General features: G+C 62.0%; 12 protein-coding genes. 7 read left to right on the top strand and 5 right to left on the bottom strand.

All coding sequences use genetic code 11. The features are described 5' to 3' along the window. Positions 1–37: 37 nt before the first annotated feature. The 3 genes from B9N93_RS25025 to B9N93_RS21695 all read left to right on the top strand — a co-directional run bounded on the left by B9N93_RS25025 (position 38) and on the right by B9N93_RS21695 (position 4,164). Positions 38–1,681 (top strand): WcbI family polysaccharide biosynthesis putative acetyltransferase, encoded by a 1,644-nt coding sequence (locus B9N93_RS25025; protein ID WP_125469159.1) that lies wholly within the window; start codon positions 38–40, stop codon positions 1,679–1,681. 12 nt (positions 1,682–1,693) lie between these two features. After that, positions 1,694–2,818 (top strand): glycosyltransferase family 61 protein, encoded by a 1,125-nt coding sequence (locus B9N93_RS21700; RefSeq protein WP_085216514.1) that lies wholly within the window; start codon positions 1,694–1,696, stop codon positions 2,816–2,818. 437 nt (positions 2,819–3,255) lie between these two features. Continuing rightward, positions 3,256–4,164 (top strand): EAL domain-containing protein, encoded by a 909-nt coding sequence (locus B9N93_RS21695; protein WP_085216513.1) that lies wholly within the window; start codon positions 3,256–3,258, stop codon positions 4,162–4,164. Positions 4,165–4,191: 27 nt separating this feature from the next. Here the strand turns inward: B9N93_RS21695 and B9N93_RS21690 are convergent, their stop codons facing one another. The 3 genes from B9N93_RS21690 to B9N93_RS21680 all read right to left on the bottom strand — a co-directional run bounded on the left by B9N93_RS21690 (position 4,192) and on the right by B9N93_RS21680 (position 8,344). Continuing rightward, positions 4,192–7,221 (bottom strand): histidine kinase N-terminal 7TM domain-containing protein, encoded by a 3,030-nt coding sequence (locus B9N93_RS21690; RefSeq protein ID WP_085216512.1) that lies wholly within the window; start codon positions 7,219–7,221, stop codon positions 4,192–4,194. Between the two features lie 71 nt (positions 7,222–7,292). After that, entirely contained in the window at positions 7,293–7,655 is a 363-nt protein-coding gene (locus B9N93_RS21685; RefSeq protein WP_085216511.1) for a response regulator transcription factor, read from the bottom strand. A 62-nt stretch (positions 7,656–7,717) separates the two neighbouring features. Further along, complete coding sequence (locus B9N93_RS21680; RefSeq protein WP_085216510.1) at positions 7,718–8,344, bottom strand: response regulator; 627 nt, start codon at positions 8,342–8,344, stop codon at positions 7,718–7,720. A 307-nt stretch (positions 8,345–8,651) separates the two neighbouring features. On the opposite strand from B9N93_RS21680, the gene B9N93_RS21675 reads away from it, so the two are divergent. Further along, positions 8,652–10,223: a PAS domain-containing sensor histidine kinase gene (locus tag B9N93_RS21675; RefSeq protein WP_085216509.1), complete on the top strand. Its 1,572-nt coding sequence runs from the start codon at positions 8,652–8,654 to the stop codon at positions 10,221–10,223. Between the two features lie 302 nt (positions 10,224–10,525). Here the strand turns inward: B9N93_RS21675 and B9N93_RS21670 are convergent, their stop codons facing one another. Together B9N93_RS21670 and B9N93_RS21665 are read right to left on the bottom strand one after the other, a co-directional pair. Next, positions 10,526–11,278: a sulfotransferase family protein gene (locus B9N93_RS21670; protein ID WP_176225389.1), complete on the bottom strand. Its 753-nt coding sequence runs from the start codon at positions 11,276–11,278 to the stop codon at positions 10,526–10,528. Between the two features lie 136 nt (positions 11,279–11,414). Beyond that, positions 11,415–11,663, bottom strand: coding sequence for a hypothetical protein (locus B9N93_RS21665; protein WP_085216507.1), 249 nt, complete (start codon positions 11,661–11,663; stop codon positions 11,415–11,417). Between the two features lie 227 nt (positions 11,664–11,890). Between B9N93_RS21665 and B9N93_RS21660 the strand changes: the two genes are divergently transcribed. The 3 genes from B9N93_RS21660 to B9N93_RS21650 all read left to right on the top strand — a co-directional run bounded on the left by B9N93_RS21660 (position 11,891) and on the right by B9N93_RS21650 (position 19,185). Further along, a complete protein-coding gene (locus B9N93_RS21660) occupies positions 11,891–15,007 on the top strand; it encodes an efflux RND transporter permease subunit (RefSeq protein ID WP_085216506.1) in 3,117 nt (1,038 codons plus the stop codon). 420 nt (positions 15,008–15,427) lie between these two features. Further along, complete coding sequence (locus B9N93_RS21655) at positions 15,428–17,800, top strand: penicillin acylase family protein (protein ID WP_085216505.1); 2,373 nt, start codon at positions 15,428–15,430, stop codon at positions 17,798–17,800. A gap of 59 nt (positions 17,801–17,859) precedes the next feature. Continuing rightward, a complete protein-coding gene (locus tag B9N93_RS21650) occupies positions 17,860–19,185 on the top strand; it encodes a lysine N(6)-hydroxylase/L-ornithine N(5)-oxygenase family protein (RefSeq protein WP_085216504.1) in 1,326 nt (441 codons plus the stop codon). The last annotated feature ends 116 nt before the right edge of the window (positions 19,186–19,301 follow it).

Raw genomic sequence — 19,301 nt, 5'->3', positions numbered from 1 at the left:
AACTGTGATAGCAATAGTTGCGGTGTCAGGAATGCTGATGTTATTCCGCAGCAAGAAGCAAACGATTTATCCGCATCATGAAATCGGGCCTCCGGCGAAGGACGCCGAACTTGGAAAATCATCTGAGAAACTAATTTCCATTAGTGATTCCCAGATTGCAAATAACAACGCCATGGATGGCCTTCAGCATCGGGTCGAACTGAGGCTGCCTAAAATCAAGGTGCCCCAAGAAAGCGAAGTCGGATTTCCTTTTGAAGTTGCTACCGAAGGATTAGCTTCCGGTACCCAAATATTCGCTGATAAAACTTATATAGTGGGACAAGTGACGAATGCCGGGGTTGTCAAGGTAGTATTGAACGCCTTGGGTAAGCGTAGCGTGGATATAAAATGTGGCGAAACATGGCTTTCTGCTGAAATCAATATCATCCGGCCCCGGCATGAGAAAAAGAAATTCGCCATTTATGGCAATTGCCAATCTTTAGCCTTGGCTTCGGTACTGATGCGGTTTTCAGACTTCAGAAACAAATTCGAGATCATAAAACTCGACCCAGTACATTTGATTTCCAACGCCGCCCACGATGCTTTTCTGAATAAAAGCCTTCCTAACCTCGATGTTTTGCTTTACCAGCCTGTTAAAGAGGGTTATCGTGGTAATGACAGATTCTCGAGCAAATATTTATTGACCCAGCTTAAGGAAGGTGCGCGGGCAATCAGTTTTCCTTCGATCCAGTCTTATTGTTATCACCCAACAGTTTTTTTATTCAAATCCGCCAGTGAAGATATATCTTCAATTTGCAAGGAAATATTCGGTTTACCCATACATGAGCTATATCATTTTCATCAGATTGTCAAATCCTATTTATCTGGAGCTAGTCTCCAAGCGGCTATTGTTTCATTTGATCAGGCATCTGATAAAGATATTGAATATTATCATGCTAGAATACAGGATAGCTGGGACCGTCTGCTACAGGCTGAAATAGAACATGCTATCGATATCCGGATCAGTGATTTCATAAAAAGTCGATATAAGCAGAGTTTGTTATTTCATACCCCAAGCCATCCTAGCGGAGAAGTTTTGGCAGATATCTGTCACCAGTTATTTAGTCATCTCGGTGTAGACGCAAGCGATGAGGAAATGCAGGAAGTTATCGCGCTTGATCCATTAAATATGATTAGCTATCCATTACAAAAATTCATCTTAGGCGATTTAAATATTAATTATGATAATTCTCGCAACTTTTTTATCAAGCACAAAGATACACATATAACCATTGATGTTCTAATAAATAATTATTATATGTTGTATAACTATATTGGAAAAGAAAGACTAGCTTTAATATCAAATCACTCATTAGACGGGAAAGATCATCTTTTAGCGGATTTATTATTATTTAATAATACGGATTCATCCGCCATGCTTGACGATCAAATTACTACCATTATTCAGAAACCTAGAATTATTGCTCCTGACAAAATTGAGGCGGGTGTACCTTTCCAAGTAATCACCCAAAATATTATGGTAGGGACTGCCATTATGGCAGATAAAGTGCATTCACTCGCTAAAGTCGATGCAAGTGGAATCACAAAAATTTCTTTATCTGTCTCTGGCAAACGCACAATTGACATTAAAATAAATGATGATTGGATATCATCAAATATAATTGTATATAAAAATATTTAGAAATTTAATGAAATGAAAACATTATTAAGCCCGCTAATAATTGGAAATAATAACTTAGTTTCTAGCCTATTATTTCCCTCTGAACCCTCTAAGCGTCCGCTGCCATTGATTGCCCCGGATATCTGCCCGCAATGGTTTTCTGATAGGCACAGTGAAGTCTTTGGATGGTTGCCGCCGCTAGGCGTGCATAGGCTCACCAATTGTTTGGTTATTGCCAATGGCATGGTTATTAATGAGGGTGGAGAATTAGTATATTCCCCAGATATAGTATCACCGTTCTGGACCAAAAAGCTGGATAGGTACTCTATTGAGACAATCAAGACAAAAGAAATAATTAGTTGTGATAATGATATTATCTACGTGAGACTTGCCAATCCAGGATTTAAGGTCTACGGGCATTGGCTGCTAGATATACTGCCATCGTTATGGCTATTTAAATATTTCTGTTCAACTCAATCGTTTGATATGGATTTTAAGTTTGTTTTACAAGAAGGGACACCTGGATGGGCTATCGATATTATCAGTGATTACTTTGGCATATGTCGGGATATGATTATTTATTTCGATGAGGCTAATCAAATACTTTCAATTAAAAACCTGATTATTCCATCTTATTTGAGGGTCAGCCCGGCTATTTCTCCAAGATTTAATGATTTTGTTAATGATTTATTATATGTTTCCTTAATGAATAAAGCAACAGTCACTAACAATCAAACCAAGTTTCCTAAAAAATTTTTTATATTAAGGGGTAATGGCGCAATAAATAGAAAAACTACATTGGATAATCAAGATTCGTTGTTGGAAATTTTAAAGCAGTTTGGCATAGTTCCGTTCTATCCAGAGTCGCTGTCATTCAGCGATCAGATAGCTTTGTTTTCCCAAGCTGAATTGATTATCGGGGAGTTCGGCAGCGCGTTGCACAACGCGGTTTTTTCTCCGGACTCTACCTCTGTTGTCGTCTTAGCTAATTCTTTCATGAATTGGACTCAATCCGCGATATCTGCGTTGAGAGGGCAACGGCTTCAATATATAAAGCCAGAGACCGAGCAGAAAGTAAACTCCCTACAGTCTTATGTTTATAACATAGACGACATCCGCATTAATATAGAGACTGTTCTTACGGCTCGCTCTAGTTAACAATCTATCTAATAAGCCATTTTATAAAAACAACTGACTCAGAAATATCGATCAATATTCTGACTTTTTTATAACCAAGACCAAAGAAACTATACTAAAATATATATACTCTGAGCTATTCCCCGGCTAAGCTGAGCCCTGGCCGTGCGCAAATATATCCAACCCCGCGCCGTCCCGCCGGGCGAGGTACAGGCGGCGCTGAGAGCGGCGGGCGTCAACATCGGCTTGGACGATTTCCGGGACCGCCTGCAAGGCCGGCCTTGAACACAGCCCGACGGCCAGTTTTTTATAACCAAAAGGAATTGAAGAAGTGTTTTTTATTATTTTTTAAGCATGATTGCGCTTGCTATAGTGCCAGCAACACTTCCCACGGCGCATGCCGCCGGGAAGCTCCCGGCCCAGGAGGCCGCCCATGGAACACCATAGGAGCCACCCCCATGCTTCTCCCTAGCCTACTGATCGGCGATCTCGGCAACCTGTTCAAGCAAGAAAGCGCCCTGGACGAATCCCCCTTACTGCTGCGGGATGGGCAGGTCGAGGGCCGCTTCGGCGATTTATATCTCAGCACCGTATTCAAGCACATCCGCTCCGCCGCCCAGCCGGGCAGGGTGAACGGCTATCAGGCCGGACTCAGGCTGTACGCGGAACGGGAAAGCCCCCATTTCGCCCTGGACGATTTCGCCAACGCCCAGCACACCTCGGCCCTCATCAACCTGGACCGATTGTGCCGGACCATCCATCTGCTCAATTTCCTGGGGCTGCCGGACAACGATGCCCGGTTGTTCCTGCCGGTCAATCCCAATTATGTGATCGCGGTCAAGAAGAACCACGGGGCTTACTTCGAGGACGTGCTGGCCCGTTGCGAGCGCTCGCCGCAACAGGTGGTGGTCTCGGTGTCGCTGGGCCTGTGGGATGGCCGCGCCGCCACCGCCGTGGCGCGGGGTTTGGAGAATTACCGCGCCAGGGGCTACCAAATCGCCCTCCAGAGCGAGCGCAAGCCACATCCCGAGAACAGCGAACTCGCCCTGTTGCGGGAAATCAACCCGGATTATTTCATCACCCCGCATGGTTTCGGCCCGGCCCCAGACCGTTTCGATACCACCGAGGCGCTGTCGCGGTTGCGCTCGACCATCTCGGTGGCGCGTGGACTCGGGGCCGAGGTGGTGGTGGAAGGTGTGGCTTCCGCCCGCCAAGCCGACCTGAGCCTGGCGGCGGGCGCGAATTGGGTACAGGGGGAATATTACGAGGCCGAGCAACAGCGGACCGGCTCCGCCCGCCCCGCCGCGCCCGCCAACGATAGCGGCGATATCGACCTGGGCGCGTTGCTGGCCGTGGGTTTCGCCTGATTCCGGGCCGCGCCGGGGACCGCGGCCTTATTCTTCCGGGAGCGCGTCTATCGCGGCGGCGACCCGGTCGAGTTCCACCGCCAGTCCGGCCAAAGCCTCCTCCACCGGCCCGGCTTGCCGGGCCAGGACTTCCAGTTCCGCCGCCCGGTCCCCCAACCGTTCCGCGCCCAGGGTCCGGGCCGTGCCCTTGAGGGAATGGGCCGAGCGCCGGGCCGCTTCCCAATGCCCCGCCGCCGCCGCCGCCCGGAACGCCACCTCGAATCCCGGCAGGTGTTCGTCCCGGAATTTCCGCAAAAGCCTGAAATAGAGTTCCCGGTTGTGGTCCACCCGCGGCAGCCCGGCCGCCATGTCGATAGCGGGGGTGGAATCGGAATCGGTTCCGGAGGCGGCGGGCAGAACCGGTTCCGCCGCCGCCCGCGCCGACCCCACCCATCGGGCCAGCGCCCGCAGCAGCGCGTCCAGGTCCACCGGCTTGGCAAGATAGGCGTTCATGCCGGCTTCGAGGCAGCGCTCGCGGTCGCTGCCGAGGGCGTTGGCGGTCAAGGCGATGATAGGCAGGTCGCGGTAGGCCGGATTGGCCCTGAGTGCGCGGCAGGTTTCGTAGCCGTCCATCACCGGCATCTGGCAATCCATCAGCACCGCGTCCGGTTTCCGGGCCGCCACGGCCTGGAGCGCTTGCAGGCCGTTTTCCACCGGGCGCACCCGCAAGCCCCGGTCGCCCAGCAGTTCCACCAGGATTTCGCGGTTGATCACATTGTCCTCGACCAGGAGGATATCGGCCCCGAGCAATTGCCCGGCCAGCACGTCCGTGTCCGCGCCGCTGCCGGATGGCGACGCGACACCCCGCCCCGCCCGTAGCCGCACACTGAAGCGGAACACGCTGCCCCGCCCGTATTCGCTGGCCGCCGACAAGGTGCCGCCCATCATTTCCACCAAGCGACGGCTGATCGCCAAGCCCAGCCCGGTGCCGCCATAGCGCCGGGTGGTCGAGGAATCCGCCTGCGAGAACGGGCTGAACAAGCCGGCCAATTGCGCCGGGGTCAGGCCGATGCCTGGGTCGGAAACCGCCACATGCAGGACCGAAACGCCGTCCTCCCCGGTCTCTTCGCGGAAATCCACCGCCACCGTCCCCCGCGCGGAGAATTTGATGGCGTTGCCCACCAGGTTGATCAGCACCTGCCCCAGCCGCAGGGGATCGCCGACCAGGCGGGCCGACACCCGTTCCGCCCCGTTGAACACCAGTTCCAGCCCGCGTTCCCGCGCCTGTTCCGCCACCACCGCCGCCAGCCGTTCCAGCACCTCGTCCAGGCCGAACTCGATGTCCTCCAATTCCAGTTTGCCCGCCTCGATCTTGGAGAAGTCCAGGATGTCGTTGATGATGCCGAGCAGGCCGGTCGAAGCGCCCTTGATCTTGAGCAGGTAGCCGCGCTGGCGTTCGGAAGGCCCGGTTTGCAGGCACAGGTCGGCCAGCCCGAGTACCGCGCTGATCGGGGTGCGGATTTCATGGCTCATATTGGCGAGGAAGCTGCCCTTGGCGGCGTTGGCGGATTCGGCTTGGCGGCGGGCCTCTTCGAGTTGGGCCGTGCGCTCGGCCACCAAATCCTCCAGGTGGTGGCGGTGGCGTTCCAATTCCTCGGAGAGTTGCTTGGCGCGGGTAATATCGCGGGCGATGCCGACGATCCTGAAACCCCGGCCATCGGCGATCAAACGGCTGCGGTCCTCGATCCAGCGCACCCCGCCATCGGGCCGGACGATGCGGTATTCGAGTTCGGATTGGCCGCCCTCCATCTGCTCGCGCCAGCGCCGCCACAGCCGGGTGCGGTCGCCGGGATGGACCGAAGCCCGCCAGCGCCGCCGGGGATCGCGGTATAGCGCGTGCCGGGGCAGGCTCCAGATGGACTCGAAGGCCGGGCTGATATAGAGCAATTTGATGCTCGGCCATTCCGCCACCCAGAACACATCGGTGGTGTTGTCGGCCAATTGCCGGAAGCGCTGTTCGCTGTCGCGGAGCGCGGTTTCCGCCGCCTTGTGGGCAGTGATTTCGTGGCCGTACAACAGGTGCCCGAGCAGGCCGCCGCCCGGTTCCAGGATCGGCGAGAGCGCCAGCCGGTAGACCCGCCGCCGCTCCGGTTCGATCCCGGCTTCCTTGCGGCGGGGTTCCCGGCCGTCGTAGCCGTCCAGCAGGTCCGCCCAGGCGACGGGCAGGCACTCCTTGGCGGGGCGGCCCAGGTCGGCGGCACCGATAGCCCAATGGGCGTGGGCCGCCCGGTTGCCGTCGGCCAGGCGCAGGCCGGGGTCCAGGATCAGCAGGGGATCGCCCAGGTTATCCAGCACGATGCGCCGGGCCAGGGGCATGGCCTCGAAGGCCCGGCCCCGCAACAAGGCCCAGCCGAAGCACAGGCCGGTGAACACGGTGGCCGGGAACGCAAAATTGAAGCCCCGCACCGGCAGCAGGCGCAGTTGGAACAGGATATCCACCGCGTCGGGCAGGGCGATGCCCAGCAGGAGCAAGAGGGTATCGCTCCGTTTGAGGCGGGGGGAGCGCAGGGCGGCGAGCAACAGGGCGCAACTGGTCCAGATCAGGAGCGAACCATAGAGGTAATGCACCGTGAACCAGGGACCGTTCTCCCACAGCAGCACGGGCTGGACCCCGCGCCATTCCAGGTGGAACCCGTCGCGGAACAGCGCGTGGAAAGTGGGGACCAGCGGGGCGAGGGCGGTCAGGGTGGGCACGCATAGCAGCGCGGCCCAGCCCAGGGCGGAAAACCCGTGCCCGGCCCCGGTATAGTAGGACCGCGCGGTCGCCAGGACCATGGGAGGAAGGAAGGCGCAGGGCACGAAGCGCCATTCCGAGGCCAGCATCTTCAAGGGCAGCGCCGCCGCCGCCGCTTCCAGGGAATACAACAGGTTGGTCGCCGCCGCCAGCAGCATCAGGAGGGCGAAAGGCAGGGCCGCCGCCCGGTAGCGCCAGGCATAAAGCCCCAAGGCACCCAATAGGCCCGCTGCCATCCACAGCGGCCAAAGATAGGGCGTATATACCAGGATCGGGCTGTTCATGGCCTCGGGAAGGGGGGTCGATGGTGGTTGCGTGGGTCGCGGAATACCCCGCCGCGCGGGCGGTGCCGCTTTCAGCCCAGGCGCTTGCGGATGAAATCCAGCAACTGCAACGGGCTGAACGGCTTGATGAAGTAGCCGTCGGCCCCGCGCAGCATCCCCGCCTCGTAATCCTTGACCTGGCCGCGGGCGGTCAACATCACCACGCAGGTGCCGTTCAACTCCGGGTCGCCCTTGACCGCTTCCAGCACCGCGAGGCCGTCCAGTTTGCCCGGCATCATGATATCCAGCAGCACCAGGCCGGGCCGCTCGCGCCGGATGATCTCCAAGGCGCTGTCGCCGGTCTCGGCCTCGGTCACCAGGTATTCCTTGTCGAGGGTGATCCGCATGAGCTTGCGGATATCCAGATGGTCGTCCACCACCAATATCTTGTGCATGGTTGTTCAATCCGGTATCGCGCCCTGGCCCTGGGACCGGCGGCGCTTGATGAAGCGATGGCCTACCCGGCGGGCAATAGCCGCCGGGCCACAGCAAGTTTAATCGCGATTCGCTCCAGCGCATCGAAGCGGATGGGTTTCGACAGTACCGGAATCCCGCCCGGCAGGCCGCCGCGCTCGGCGATTTGCTCCGGGTCCAGGCTGGTCACGGCGACGATGGCCATATCCGCGAACTCAGGCAGGCCGCGCAACCGCTTGAGCATCCCGAAGCCGTCCATGTGCGGCATCAGGAGATCGGTGATCATCAGATGCGGCTTGGCCTGGCCGAGCTTGAGCAGGGCGTCGAAACCGTCCTGGGCCGTCGCCAGTTCGGTCGCCACCGGCCAGCGCCGCACCTGGGCGCGGTACAGCGTCAACAGGCCGGGTTCGTCCTCGACCACCAGCACCCGCAGGCTGGATTCGGGCACGGCGGCCCCGTCCGGCGCGGGCGGGGGATGGAGCAGGAGCTTGTCCAAGGATTCCAGGGGGATGCGGCGGTGGCCGCCCCCGGTTTTCCAGGCGGCCAGCAAACCGCTTTCGGTCCAAAGTTGCACCGTCCGGATGGACACCCCCAGCTTTTCGGCGGCCTGGGCGGTGGTGCAGAAACTCTTGGGAATCTTGGGACGGAAGGACTTGGGTGGTTTCTCCATGGCGTTTTTCTGTTGCCGGTGGAATGCGCCGGGCGGTGGGGATGGATGGCGGCGGGCCCGGCCACTCCTGCGGTCCCGCCGCGGCCGACCGTTCCCGCGCCGATTTTTCCCTATACTTTCGTCGCAGCCGCCGAAATTATTTTACTGATTTTTTTTAATATGTTCTAATTTTTACTAAAAATCAGATCGAACGCGGCCCCCTAGCGGCATCGAAGCCAGTGGCAGGTTACTGTTCCCCTTTCTATCCCAGCCCAGCCCCGCCGGATCGATCCATAGCTCCCCCTCTCCAGCCTTCAGGAGCGAAGCCATGTCCAGTCCAATCCAGTCCCCCGGCGCGGAAGCCCTGCGCTATTTCGATGCCAGCCCGGTGCCGATGTACCTGCTCTGGCGCGGGGACGACGGCGGCACGGAGTTGATCCATGCCAATCCCAGGTTCCGCGCCGACGCTCCGGCCATGATGGGTGGGGAACCCGGCTCCTGGGCCGCGCATATCCACCCCGAGGATTGGCCCCAGGTCGTCGGCCCGCTGGCCGGCCTGGAAGCGGGCGGGGAGGTCGAATTGGAATACCGCTGCCGCCCCGGCCCCGGCCAGGAGGACTATGTCCGGGTGCGCGACCGCTTCGCGGCCCACCGGGCGGGACCGGGCGGAATGGAAATCCTCGCGGTCCGGCTCGATATCCCGGACGCCGGGGAGCGGGCCGGGCCGGGGCAATGCCGCGAGGCGCTCTACCGCAGCGCCATCCAGGGTTCGCCCGATGCCTATTTCGTGCTGGACGGACAGGGCCGCATCCAGGAATGGAGCCCCCGCGCCGAAAGCATGTTCGGCTACACGCAGGAAGAAGTGTCGGGCCGGTCGTTGGAACAGGCCATCCAGCCGCGGGGCAATCCGGGCGAACCGGAGGATGTGTTCGCCCGTTTCCTGCGGACCTGCCGGGAGCAGGGCAGCGGCCGCCGCCGGAGGTTCATCGCCCGTCAACGCGATGGGGGCGGAATGCCGGTGGAAATCCAGGCTTCCCAGCTCGAATTGGGCGGCCAGCGCTGCTATACCGGCTTCATCCGCGATATCTCCGACCGCTTGCTGGCCGAGGGCCGTTGGGTGCAAGCCCAGAAGCTGGAAGCCATCGGCCAATTGACCAGCGGGCTTTGCCACGATTTCAACAACATCCTGAGCATCGTCATCGGCAGCCTGGAGCTTTTGAACGAACCGTTGACGGCCATGGAACGCCGCCAGGTGGTGCAATCGGCCCTGACCGCGGCGGAGCGGGGCGTCGAAGTGACCCGTTCGCTGTTGGCGGTGGCCCGCCGCCAGCCGCTCGAAGCCCGCGATGTCAATATCAACGCCTTACTGCGCGAGTTGGAACCCCTGATCCGGCAGACCGCGGGCAAGGCCGTCCAGGTCGAAGTCGCCCCGCTGGCGGTGGACGCCATCGCCCATATCGACCAGGGCGGTTTCAGCAACGCCATCCTCAACCTCGTCATCAACGCCCGCGACGCCATGCCCCAAGGCGGTTCGCTCTGCGTCTACACCCATTGGCTGGGCCTGTTGGAACACCAGGAAACCGCCCCGGAACTGCCGCCCGGCGAATACATCGCCATCGGCGTGGACGACACCGGGGCCGGGATGAGTCCTGGGGTGGCGGCGCGGGCCTTCGATCCCTTCTTCACCACCAAGGAGCGGGGCAAGGGCACCGGGCTGGGCCTCGCCATGGTGTACGGCTTCGCCCGCCAATCCGGGGGCACAGCGCAAATCCAGAGCGTGCCGGGCAAGGGCACCTTGGTGACGGTGTTGCTACCGGTGGTGGCCACGTCCAGGCAAAGCCCGCCCTTGGTCGATGTGCGGCATGAAGGCGGGAGGGGATGGCCGGCCCCGGAGCCCTGATACGGGCCGTGGATTGCCCGTGCCGTCCGGCGACCCTCCGGGCGCTATCACCGACGCATCGGCCTGGCCCCGGAACAGATGGCGCGGGTCTGTGACCGCTTCTACCGGGCCGACACTTCGTGCAAGGTGCCGGGTGCCGGGCTGGGGATGTGCATCTGAGCGGCATGGAAATCAACAGCGAGCCGGGATGGGGCGCACGGGTATGCCTGTGGCTGTGGATGCTGGCGGAGGCGCGAGGGGCGGCGGCGCGGGGGTCGGAAGTGTGGAATTTTTCCACACTTTTTTCGAGCCCCGCCCGGCCATCAAGCGCTCTTGAGGAGGCGGCGATACGCCTCGAAATCGGCATCCCGGCAAATGGCGAGACGCACGTCCAAGGGTAGGCTGGCTTGCAGGCGGATTTTTTCCAAGTCCGCCACCCTGCTCCATTCGCAGGCGGCTTGGCTCGCAATCTGTTCGTGCCAAGCGAGGCCAAGCGTTTGCAGCAGGGCGGCGAGGTTGTCGCGGTAGTCCTCCTCGCTCTGCAATGGGGTATGGAGGCGGTCATAATCGGCGATGATGAGCCGATACCCCGCGGCTTGGATCGCCGCGATTCCCCGCAACGACCGATTCCAATCCTGCACGCCTTGCAGCGCCGTCTTGTCCCATTTGTTTTTGCCGGTGGAATAAAACCTTGCCTGATACGACAGGCAGACATCCCAGATATTGCGCAGCGTGGCGATCACCAGGGTTTCCGTCTTGGGGAACCGGGCCAGCGCTTCCGGTTGGCGATAGAGTCCGGGAATCTTATCGCCGACATAGCGGGCCTGGTCGTAGCGTTGGCGCAGGGTGGCCGCGTCGGCGGTATAGCCCTTGAATGAAAAATCCTGATAGATGGCGTCGCCGGGCCGGATATCGAAAAAGCGGTCCTTCTCGAACAGGGCGGGTTCCAGCCCGTGCTTGAAAAACAGTTTGGCGTAGCGTTCTATGCCCAGGACGATGGCGGGATGGCTGCCTAGCAGCCTGGCCGTGACCGTGGTTCCGCTGCGCGGACAGCCGAGTATGAAGAGGTATTGCATAGGGGTGGGGAAATCCGGGGCGTCGGGATATGCCCGCCGCGCCGGGATTGGCGGACGGGACCGCGCCCCGGAGCAAGATACCGCGGGTATGCCGGGCCGGGCCAGTACCCGGCCTTGGCGGCCCGCGCCGTGGGCCTCACTGGGTGCGTCGCGCCCAGGACTCCGGCCCATATGATCGAGTCCGGGCGGCGGGCTTGAGGTCGGCTTCCTTCACCAGCAGCACGATCCGCCCATCGACCGCGATGAACACATCCAAATCCCCGTGGCGATCCCCGGAATAATCGACCACCACCGCGTCCTTGCCGATAAAGCGCGGATGTTTCGCGGGATTGTCCGGCGCGAACACCACCGGCGTTCCGATATCGAATTTTCCGTCCATAGCCATCGTCGTATTCCACATGGTTCACCCCCCGGCCACTGCGGCCATTACCTTCTTATTAAAAGACCCGATTATCCCTGGCCCAGGAAACCCGCGGAATCCGTGGTTTTCCTAGGGGAAATCACCGCTGTCCCGGCCTGGGCGCGGACGGAATCACCGCCGTCCACCCGGTCGCGTCCCCGGACCGAAAATGCTCTAGAATCCCGCGCCCCCCAGCCAGCCTCCATTCCAAGATGAACATTTCCGCCGCCTGCATCCGCAATCCGCTGCCCGCCCTCATGTTGTTCGTGCTGCTGACCTTCGGTGGCCTGCTCGGCTTCAAAGCGATGTCGGTGCAGAACTTCCCCGACCTCGACCTCCCCACCGTCATCATCAACGCCCGCCTGCCCGGCGCGGCCCCGCCGCAATTGGAAACCGAGGTGGCCCGCAAGCTGGAGAACGCCGTCGCCACCCTGCAAGGGCTCAAGCACATCAGCGCCCAAATCCAGGACGGCAGTGTCAGCCTGGTCCTGGAATTCCGCATGGAAAAGCCGGTGGAGGAGGCACTGGACGACACCCGCTCGGCGGTATCCAAGGTCCGCGCCGATTTGCCCGGCGAACTACGCGATCCGGTGGTAACCAAGCTGGATTTAGCGCAAACCCCCATCCTGGCCTACACCGTGGCTTCGCGCCGCCACGACGACGAAGCCTTGTCCTGGTTCGTGGACGATACCGTGACCAAGCGCCTGCTGGCCATTCCCGGCGTGGGCGCGGTCAACCGGGTGGGCGGGGCCAGCCGGGAAATCTCGGTGGCCCTCGATCCGGTCAAGTTGCAAGCCCTGGATGCGACCGCCGCCGATATTTCCCGGCAATTGCGCGAGGTGCAGCGGGAAAGCGCGGGCGGACGCACCGAGCTTGGTGGCGGCGAACAGCCAGTGCGGACCCTGGGCACGGTCGCCACGGCGGATGAATTGCGCTCCCTGCCCCTGGCCCTGCCCGATGGACAGCGCATCCGCCTGGACCAGCTCGCCACGGTGCGCGACACCGTGGCCGAACCCCGCGCCCTGGCCCTGCTCGACGGCAAGCCGGTGGTGGGTTTCGAGGTCACCCGCAGCCGGGGGGCGGGCGAAGTCGAGGTGGGCGCTGGCGTGCGCAAGGCGCTGGACGAGTTGGCCCTGGCCCATCCCGACCTGGAATTCACCGAAGCCTTCAACTTCGTGACCCCGGTGGAGGAGGAATTCCAAGGTTCCATGGCCTTGCTGTACGAGGGGGCGGCGCTGGCGGTACTGGTGGTCTGGCTGTTCCTGAAGGACTGGCGGGCGACCTTCGTGTCCGCCGTGGCCTTACCCTTGTCGGCGATCCCGACCTTCATTGGCATGTACGCCTTCGGTTTCAGCCTCAACGGGGTGTCCTTGCTGGCCTTGTCCCTGGTGGTGGGCGTCCTGGTGGACGACGCCATCGTCGAGGTGGAAAACATCGTGCGCCATCTGCGGCAGGGCAAGACGCCCTACCAAGCGGCGATGGAGGCGGCGGACGAAATCGGCATGGCGGTGGTCGCCACCACCTTCGCCCTGATCGCCGTGTTCCTGCCCACGGCCTTCATGAGCGGGGTGGTGGGGAAGTTCTTCAAGCAATTCGGCTGGACCGCCGCCCTGGCGGTGTTCGCTTCCCTGGTGGTGGCGCGGATGCTGACGCCGATGATGGCGGCCCATCTGCTCAAGGACACGGGCGGCGGCGGGGGCCGCGAGGGCCGCTTGATGGCGCTGTATATGCGGCTCGCCGCCTTTTGCCTGCGCCATCGTTTCCTCACCCTGGCCGGGGCGATGGCTTTTTTCATCGGTTCCTTGCTGCTGATCCCGCTCCTACCCACCGGCTTCATCCCGGCGGACGACTCTCCCCAAACCCAGGTGTTCGTGGAATTGGCCCCCGGCGCGACCCTGGAGCAAACCCGCGCCTCGGCGGAAACGGCCCGGCACTTGGTCGCCGCCGTGCCCTATGTGCGTAGCGTCTATACCACCATCGGCGGCGGTTCGGCTGGCGGCGACCCGATGGCGGTCCAGGCCGACGGCGAGGTCCGCAAAGCCACCTTGACCCTCACCCTGGCCAGGCGCGGCGAGCGCCCGGTGCGCAAGCAAGCCATCGAAGCCCAAATCCGCACAGCCCTGGAACGCCTGCCCGGCGCCCGCACCAAGGTCGGCCTGGGCGGTTCCGGCGAGAAATACGTCCTGGTCCTCAGCGGCGACGATCCGGCGGCGCTGGACCGCGCCGCCCGCGCCGTGGAGCGCGACCTCAGGACCCTCCCCGGCCTGGGCAACATCGCTTCCAGCGCGGCCCTGGTCAGGCCGGAAATCGCCGTGCGGCCCGACTTCGCCAAGGCCGCCGACCTGGGCGTGACTTCCGCCGCCATCGCCGAGACCCTGCGCATCGCCACCGTGGGTGATTACGACTGGTCCCTGCCCAAACTCAACCTGGCCCAGCGCCAAATCCCGGTGGTGGTCCGGCTGAGCGCCGATGGCCGCAAGGATTTGGCCTTGCTGGAACAACTGGCCGTGCCCTCGTCCAAACCGGGCGTGGGTTCGGTCAGGGTGGGGCAGGTGGCTCGGCTGGAACTCTCGGGCGGTCCCGCCGTGATCCAGCGCTACGACCGTTCCCGCAATATCAGCCTACAGATCGAACTGTCCGACCTGCCTTTGGGCGAGGTGGCGGCAGCGGCGGCGGCATTGCCCAGCCTCAAGCACCTGCCCCACGGTGTGCGCCAGATCAACATCGGCGACGCCGAGATGATGGCCGAGTTATTCGGCAGCTTCGGCCTCGCCATGCTGACCGGGGTGTTGTGCATCTTCGTGGTGCTGGTCCTGCTGTTCCGGGATTTCCTACAACCCGTGACCATCCTCGCGGCCTTGCCGCTGGCCTTCGGCGGCGGCTTCGTGGCCTTGCTGCTGGCGGGCAAGGCTTTCTCCATGCCTTCCTTGATCGGGTTGGTGATGCTGATGGGCATCGCCACCAAGAACTCCATCCTATTGGTGGAATACGCCATCGTCGCCCGCCGGGAACTGGGCCTCGGACGGTTCGAGGCGCTCATGGACGCCTGCCATAAACGCGCCCGCCCGGTGGTCATGACCACCATCGCGATGGGAGCGGGGATGTTGCCGGCGGCCTTGGGAGCCGGGACGGCGGACCCCTCGTTCCGCAGTCCCATGGCCATCGCCGTGATCGGCGGCTTGGTGACCTCGACCGTGTTGAGCCTGTTGGTGATCCCGGCGGTTTACAGCTACCTCGACGATATGGCGAATGCCACAAAAAATATTTTTAAATCAATGACTTGTCAGTTTTCCGACAGCCTCAAAACCGCCCGAAACAGACCGTTTTGAGGCAATTTCTTCACGAACGTGAAATGAATTCAAGGGGGACTACGCCACCGTTTCCCGCCCCTCGAAAGCCGTAGGATGGGCATGTATTCCGTGTGCCCACCCTACAGAAAATCTCTAGCTAGACGCCGATAGCCTCGGCCCCAACCGCAATCCTACCCATCGCCATCGCCTTCCCGCTCCCTTCAAGTCGGTCCCGCACACCTGTTGCCGCCGTAGCGGCCACGATGTGCAGAAAAGATTGACATGCAAATAACAATGATTATCATTTACTGAACTGTAGGCAAGGCACCGACCCCGAATGTCGGCGCTGCCCGCGCTGTCACGCAATCCTTCAACCCGGAGCCGAGGAGTAAACGCCATGTATGAATCCGCAAGGAACCCCGGCGTTTTCGCGTCCTCCAGGACGGGCGGCGGGCGGCGATGAAACCGGGCAAACCCTTGATCTATCTAGGTCTGCTGGTTGCGGGATGGGCGTTGTTGCAGGGCTATCGATCCCGGCCAGAGGACGCGGCCCCCTTACCCGGCCTGGACCGGCCCGTCGAAATCATCCGCGACCGGCAAGGCGTGCCCCATATCTACGCGGACACGGAGGCGGATGCTTATTTCGCCCTGGGCTATGTCCATGCCCAGGACCGGTTATGGCAAATGGACCTGAACCGCCGTTTGGGATCGGGCCGCTTGGCCGAGGTGTTGGGGGAAAAAGCGCTCGAACAAGACCGCTTCATGCGGACCTTGGGCATACGCCGTGCGGCGGAGCAAAATCTCGAAGGGTTGGATGCCGGGACGCGCCGCCTGCTGGACGCCTATGCGCGGGGCGTGAACGCCTATGTGGGACGGGGGGAGCGGTTGCCCCTGGAGTTTTGGGTGCAAGGCTACCGGCCCGCGCCCTGGACCCCGGTGGATTCCCTGGTGTGGTTGAAGACCCTGGCCTGGAACCTGTCGGGTAATTGGTGGGAGGAATTGCTCAACCTGCGCCTCAGCCGCCGCCTGCCGCCCGAGCGGATCGCCGAGTTGTTCCCGCCCTATCCGGGCGACACGGCGTTCCGGCTGCCCGCGCTCGATTCCCTGTACGCGGGGCTGGACGCTTCCGCCCAAGCCTTGATGGCCTTGGAGATTCAAGGCCCACGCCGCAGCCTGGGTTCCAATAACTGGGCGGTGGACGGCCACCGTTCCCGCAGCGGCCAGCCCCTCCTGGCCAACGATCCCCATTTGAAACTGGGCGCGCCCCCGGTCTGGTATTTCGCCCATCTAGAAGCGCCCGGCCTGAGCGTCGTCGGCGCGACCCTGCCCGGCGTACCCGCCGTGGTGCTGGGCCGCAACCGCCACGCCGCCTGGGCTTTCACCAATACCGGCCCGGACACCCAGGATATCTATGTCGAAAAGCCCCTGGCCGGGGACGCTTCCCGTTACCTGACGCCGGATGGGTCGGCGGCGTTCGGACGGATATCCGAAACCATCGGGGTCCGAAACGCGGCCCCGGAAACCCTGGCGGTGCGGACCACCCGCCACGGCCCGGTGATTTCAGACGCCAGTCCCGAAGCCCAGGCGGTGCTGCCCGCCGGGACGGCCATGGCCTTGCGCTGGACCGGCCTGGACCCGGAAGACGCCACCCTGCGTTTCATGCACCAAGCCGCCCGCGCCCGCGACGGCGACGGCATCCGCGCAGCGGCGCGGGATTTCCAAGCCCCGCAGCAGAACATCGTCTACGCCGACGACCGGGGCGGCATCGGTTTCGTGGCGGCGGGACGGATACCGATCCGGCGTTCCGATAACGATCTGATGGGCCTCGCCCCCGCGCCAGGCTGGGACGCCCGCTATGACTGGACCGGCTTCATCCCCTTCGAGGCCTTGCCGCAATCCCGGCAACCGGAATCGGGCAAGATCGTCACCGCCAACCAGAAAATCACCCCGCCGGGTTATCCCTATTGGATCACTTCCGGCTGGCTGCCGCCCTACCGCGCCCAGCGCATCGACGCCCTGCTGGACGCCACCGACCGCCACGACATGGCCTCCTTCGCCGCCATCCAGACCGACGCGGTCAATCCCGTGGCCTTGCAACTCCTGCCCCATCTGCTGCGGGCCACACCGCAAGACCCGGAGCAACGCCGAATCCTGGCGCGGCTGCGGGACTGGAACGGCGATATGGCCAGGGACCGGGCCGAACCTTTGATCTTCGCGGAATGGATCAGGCGTTTATCCGAAGTGCTGTACCGGGACGCGCTGGGCGATTTGTACGAGGAAGTCGGCGATTACAACCCCTTGTTCCTCGCCAACCTGCTGGGCGGGGAGGGCGCATCGCATTGGTGCCCCGGCCCGACGCGGGATGGCGACCCACCCTGCGCCGCCGCCCTCGGACGGGCGCTGGCCTTGGCCTTGGACGGGCTCAAGCAAAGCTACGGCGCGGACCCGGACCGCTGGACCTGGGGCCGGGCGCATAGCGCCCGCTCGCTCCACCATCCCTACGGCAGCTTGCCGCTGCTGTCTTGGTTGTTCAATGTCGAAGTGCCCAGCCCCGGCGGCATGGACACCATCAATGTCAGCGGCTACGCCTACGACGAAAGCTCCGGGCGCTACGTGGGCGAGGCCGGGCCGAGCTTCCGCGCCCTCTACGACCTGGCCGACCCCGACCACTCGCTGTTCGTCCTGAGCGCGGGCCAGTCCGGCGATCCCCTGTCCCCCCATTACCGCGACATGGCGGAACCCTGGGCCGGGGGCCGCTACCTGCCCTTGGTGATGGACCGGGACCGGATCGTGAAGGACGCCGAATCCACCCTGCGGCTGGAACCTGGGTGATGCGGCTTGAGGAAAGCACACCCCTCCGGCCTCAACAACCCACCCAAGGAATCCCCATCATGCAAACCCTCGACCTGGCCGGTATCGGCATCGGCCCTTTCAACCTCAGCCTCGCGGCCTTGCTGGCTCCCGTGCCCGGCGTCCGCGCCCGGTTCTTCGAGCGGCGCCCGGCGTTCGACTGGCATCCCGGCATGATGCTGCCGGGTACCCGGATGCAGACGTCCTACCTCAAGGATTTGGCGACTCCGGTCGATCCAACCAGCCCCTACGGATTCTTGTCCTATCTGGTGGAAAAAGGGCGGTTCTACCGCTTCATCAACGCCGATTTCCCCAGGGTCAGGCGGGTCGAGTTCGCCGATTATTTGCGCTGGGCGGCGGAACGGGTGCCCAACCTGGGTTTCGGCCAGGGCGTGCGCGGGGTGGAATTCGACGGGCGGGGTTTCCGGCTGTCCCTGGGCGATGGCCGGGCGGTGTCCGCCCGGCATCTGGCGGTCGCCACCGGCATGGCCCCGCACGTCCCGCCCTGGGCAGAACGGCATCTGGGCAAGCACTGCTGGCACAGCCACAGTTATATGAACGCCGAATTCTCGGTGGAAAACCGCCGGGTGGCGATCATCGGCGGGGGCCAGAGCGGGGCCGAGATTTTCCTGGAATTGATGGCCGGGGCGCGGGGCCGGGCGGCGGACGTGACCTGGATCACCCGCAGGCCCAATCTCGATCCCTTGGACGAGACCGCCTTCATCAACGAGTATTTCACCCCGGATTACCTGCGCCATTTCCACCGCTTGCCGGAGGAGCGCAGGTCGGCCCTGGCGCGTTCGCACAAGCTGACCGGCGATGGGGTTTCGCCCGTCACTTTGCAGGAATTGTCCCAATACCTCTACGAGCGCGATTTCCTGGCCGGGGACGCCGCCACGCCCTATCGCGTTCTGCCCCAGCGCGAAGTCTATCTGATGGGGCGCGAACCGGGCGGCTTCCACCTCCGTATGAACAACGGCTTCAACCATGGCGAGGAAGCGGCGTCCGCCGATCTGGTCATCCTCGCCACCGGCTACCGCTACGCCTTGCCGGATTGCCTGGCGGCGCTGACCCCCGCCCTGTCGCTGGACCCGGAAGGTTTTCCCCGGTTGGCGGAGGATTATTCCGCCCAATGGGACGGTCCGGCGGAACACCGCATCTATATGTTGAACGCGGGCCGCAACAGCCATGGCGTCGCCGACGCCCAACTCAGCTTGGCGGCCTGGCGTTCCGCCGTGATCGTCAACAGCGTGGCGGGCCGGGAGGTGTACGCCACCGAACCCTGCCCTTCGCCCTTGACCTGGGCGGGTACCCAACCCGGCGGACGCCGCGAATCCCAACCCGCCGCGCGGCTATGTTCATCCTGAGTCCTCATCGGGTCGGCGGCCCCGGCACCGCCAACCGGAGGGGCGCGGTTGTTCCGGTGGCGGGCGGGTCTTGCGCATACAAATGATAATGATTATCATTAAATCACACTGTAATC

The sequence above is a fragment of the Methylomagnum ishizawai genome (assembly GCF_900155475.1).
In the GTDB taxonomy this organism is placed as follows: Bacteria; Pseudomonadota; Gammaproteobacteria; order Methylococcales; family Methylococcaceae; genus Methylomagnum; species Methylomagnum ishizawai_A.
Note: the sequence above shows the minus strand (reverse complement) of the source record. Positions and strands in the feature narration are given on the sequence as shown.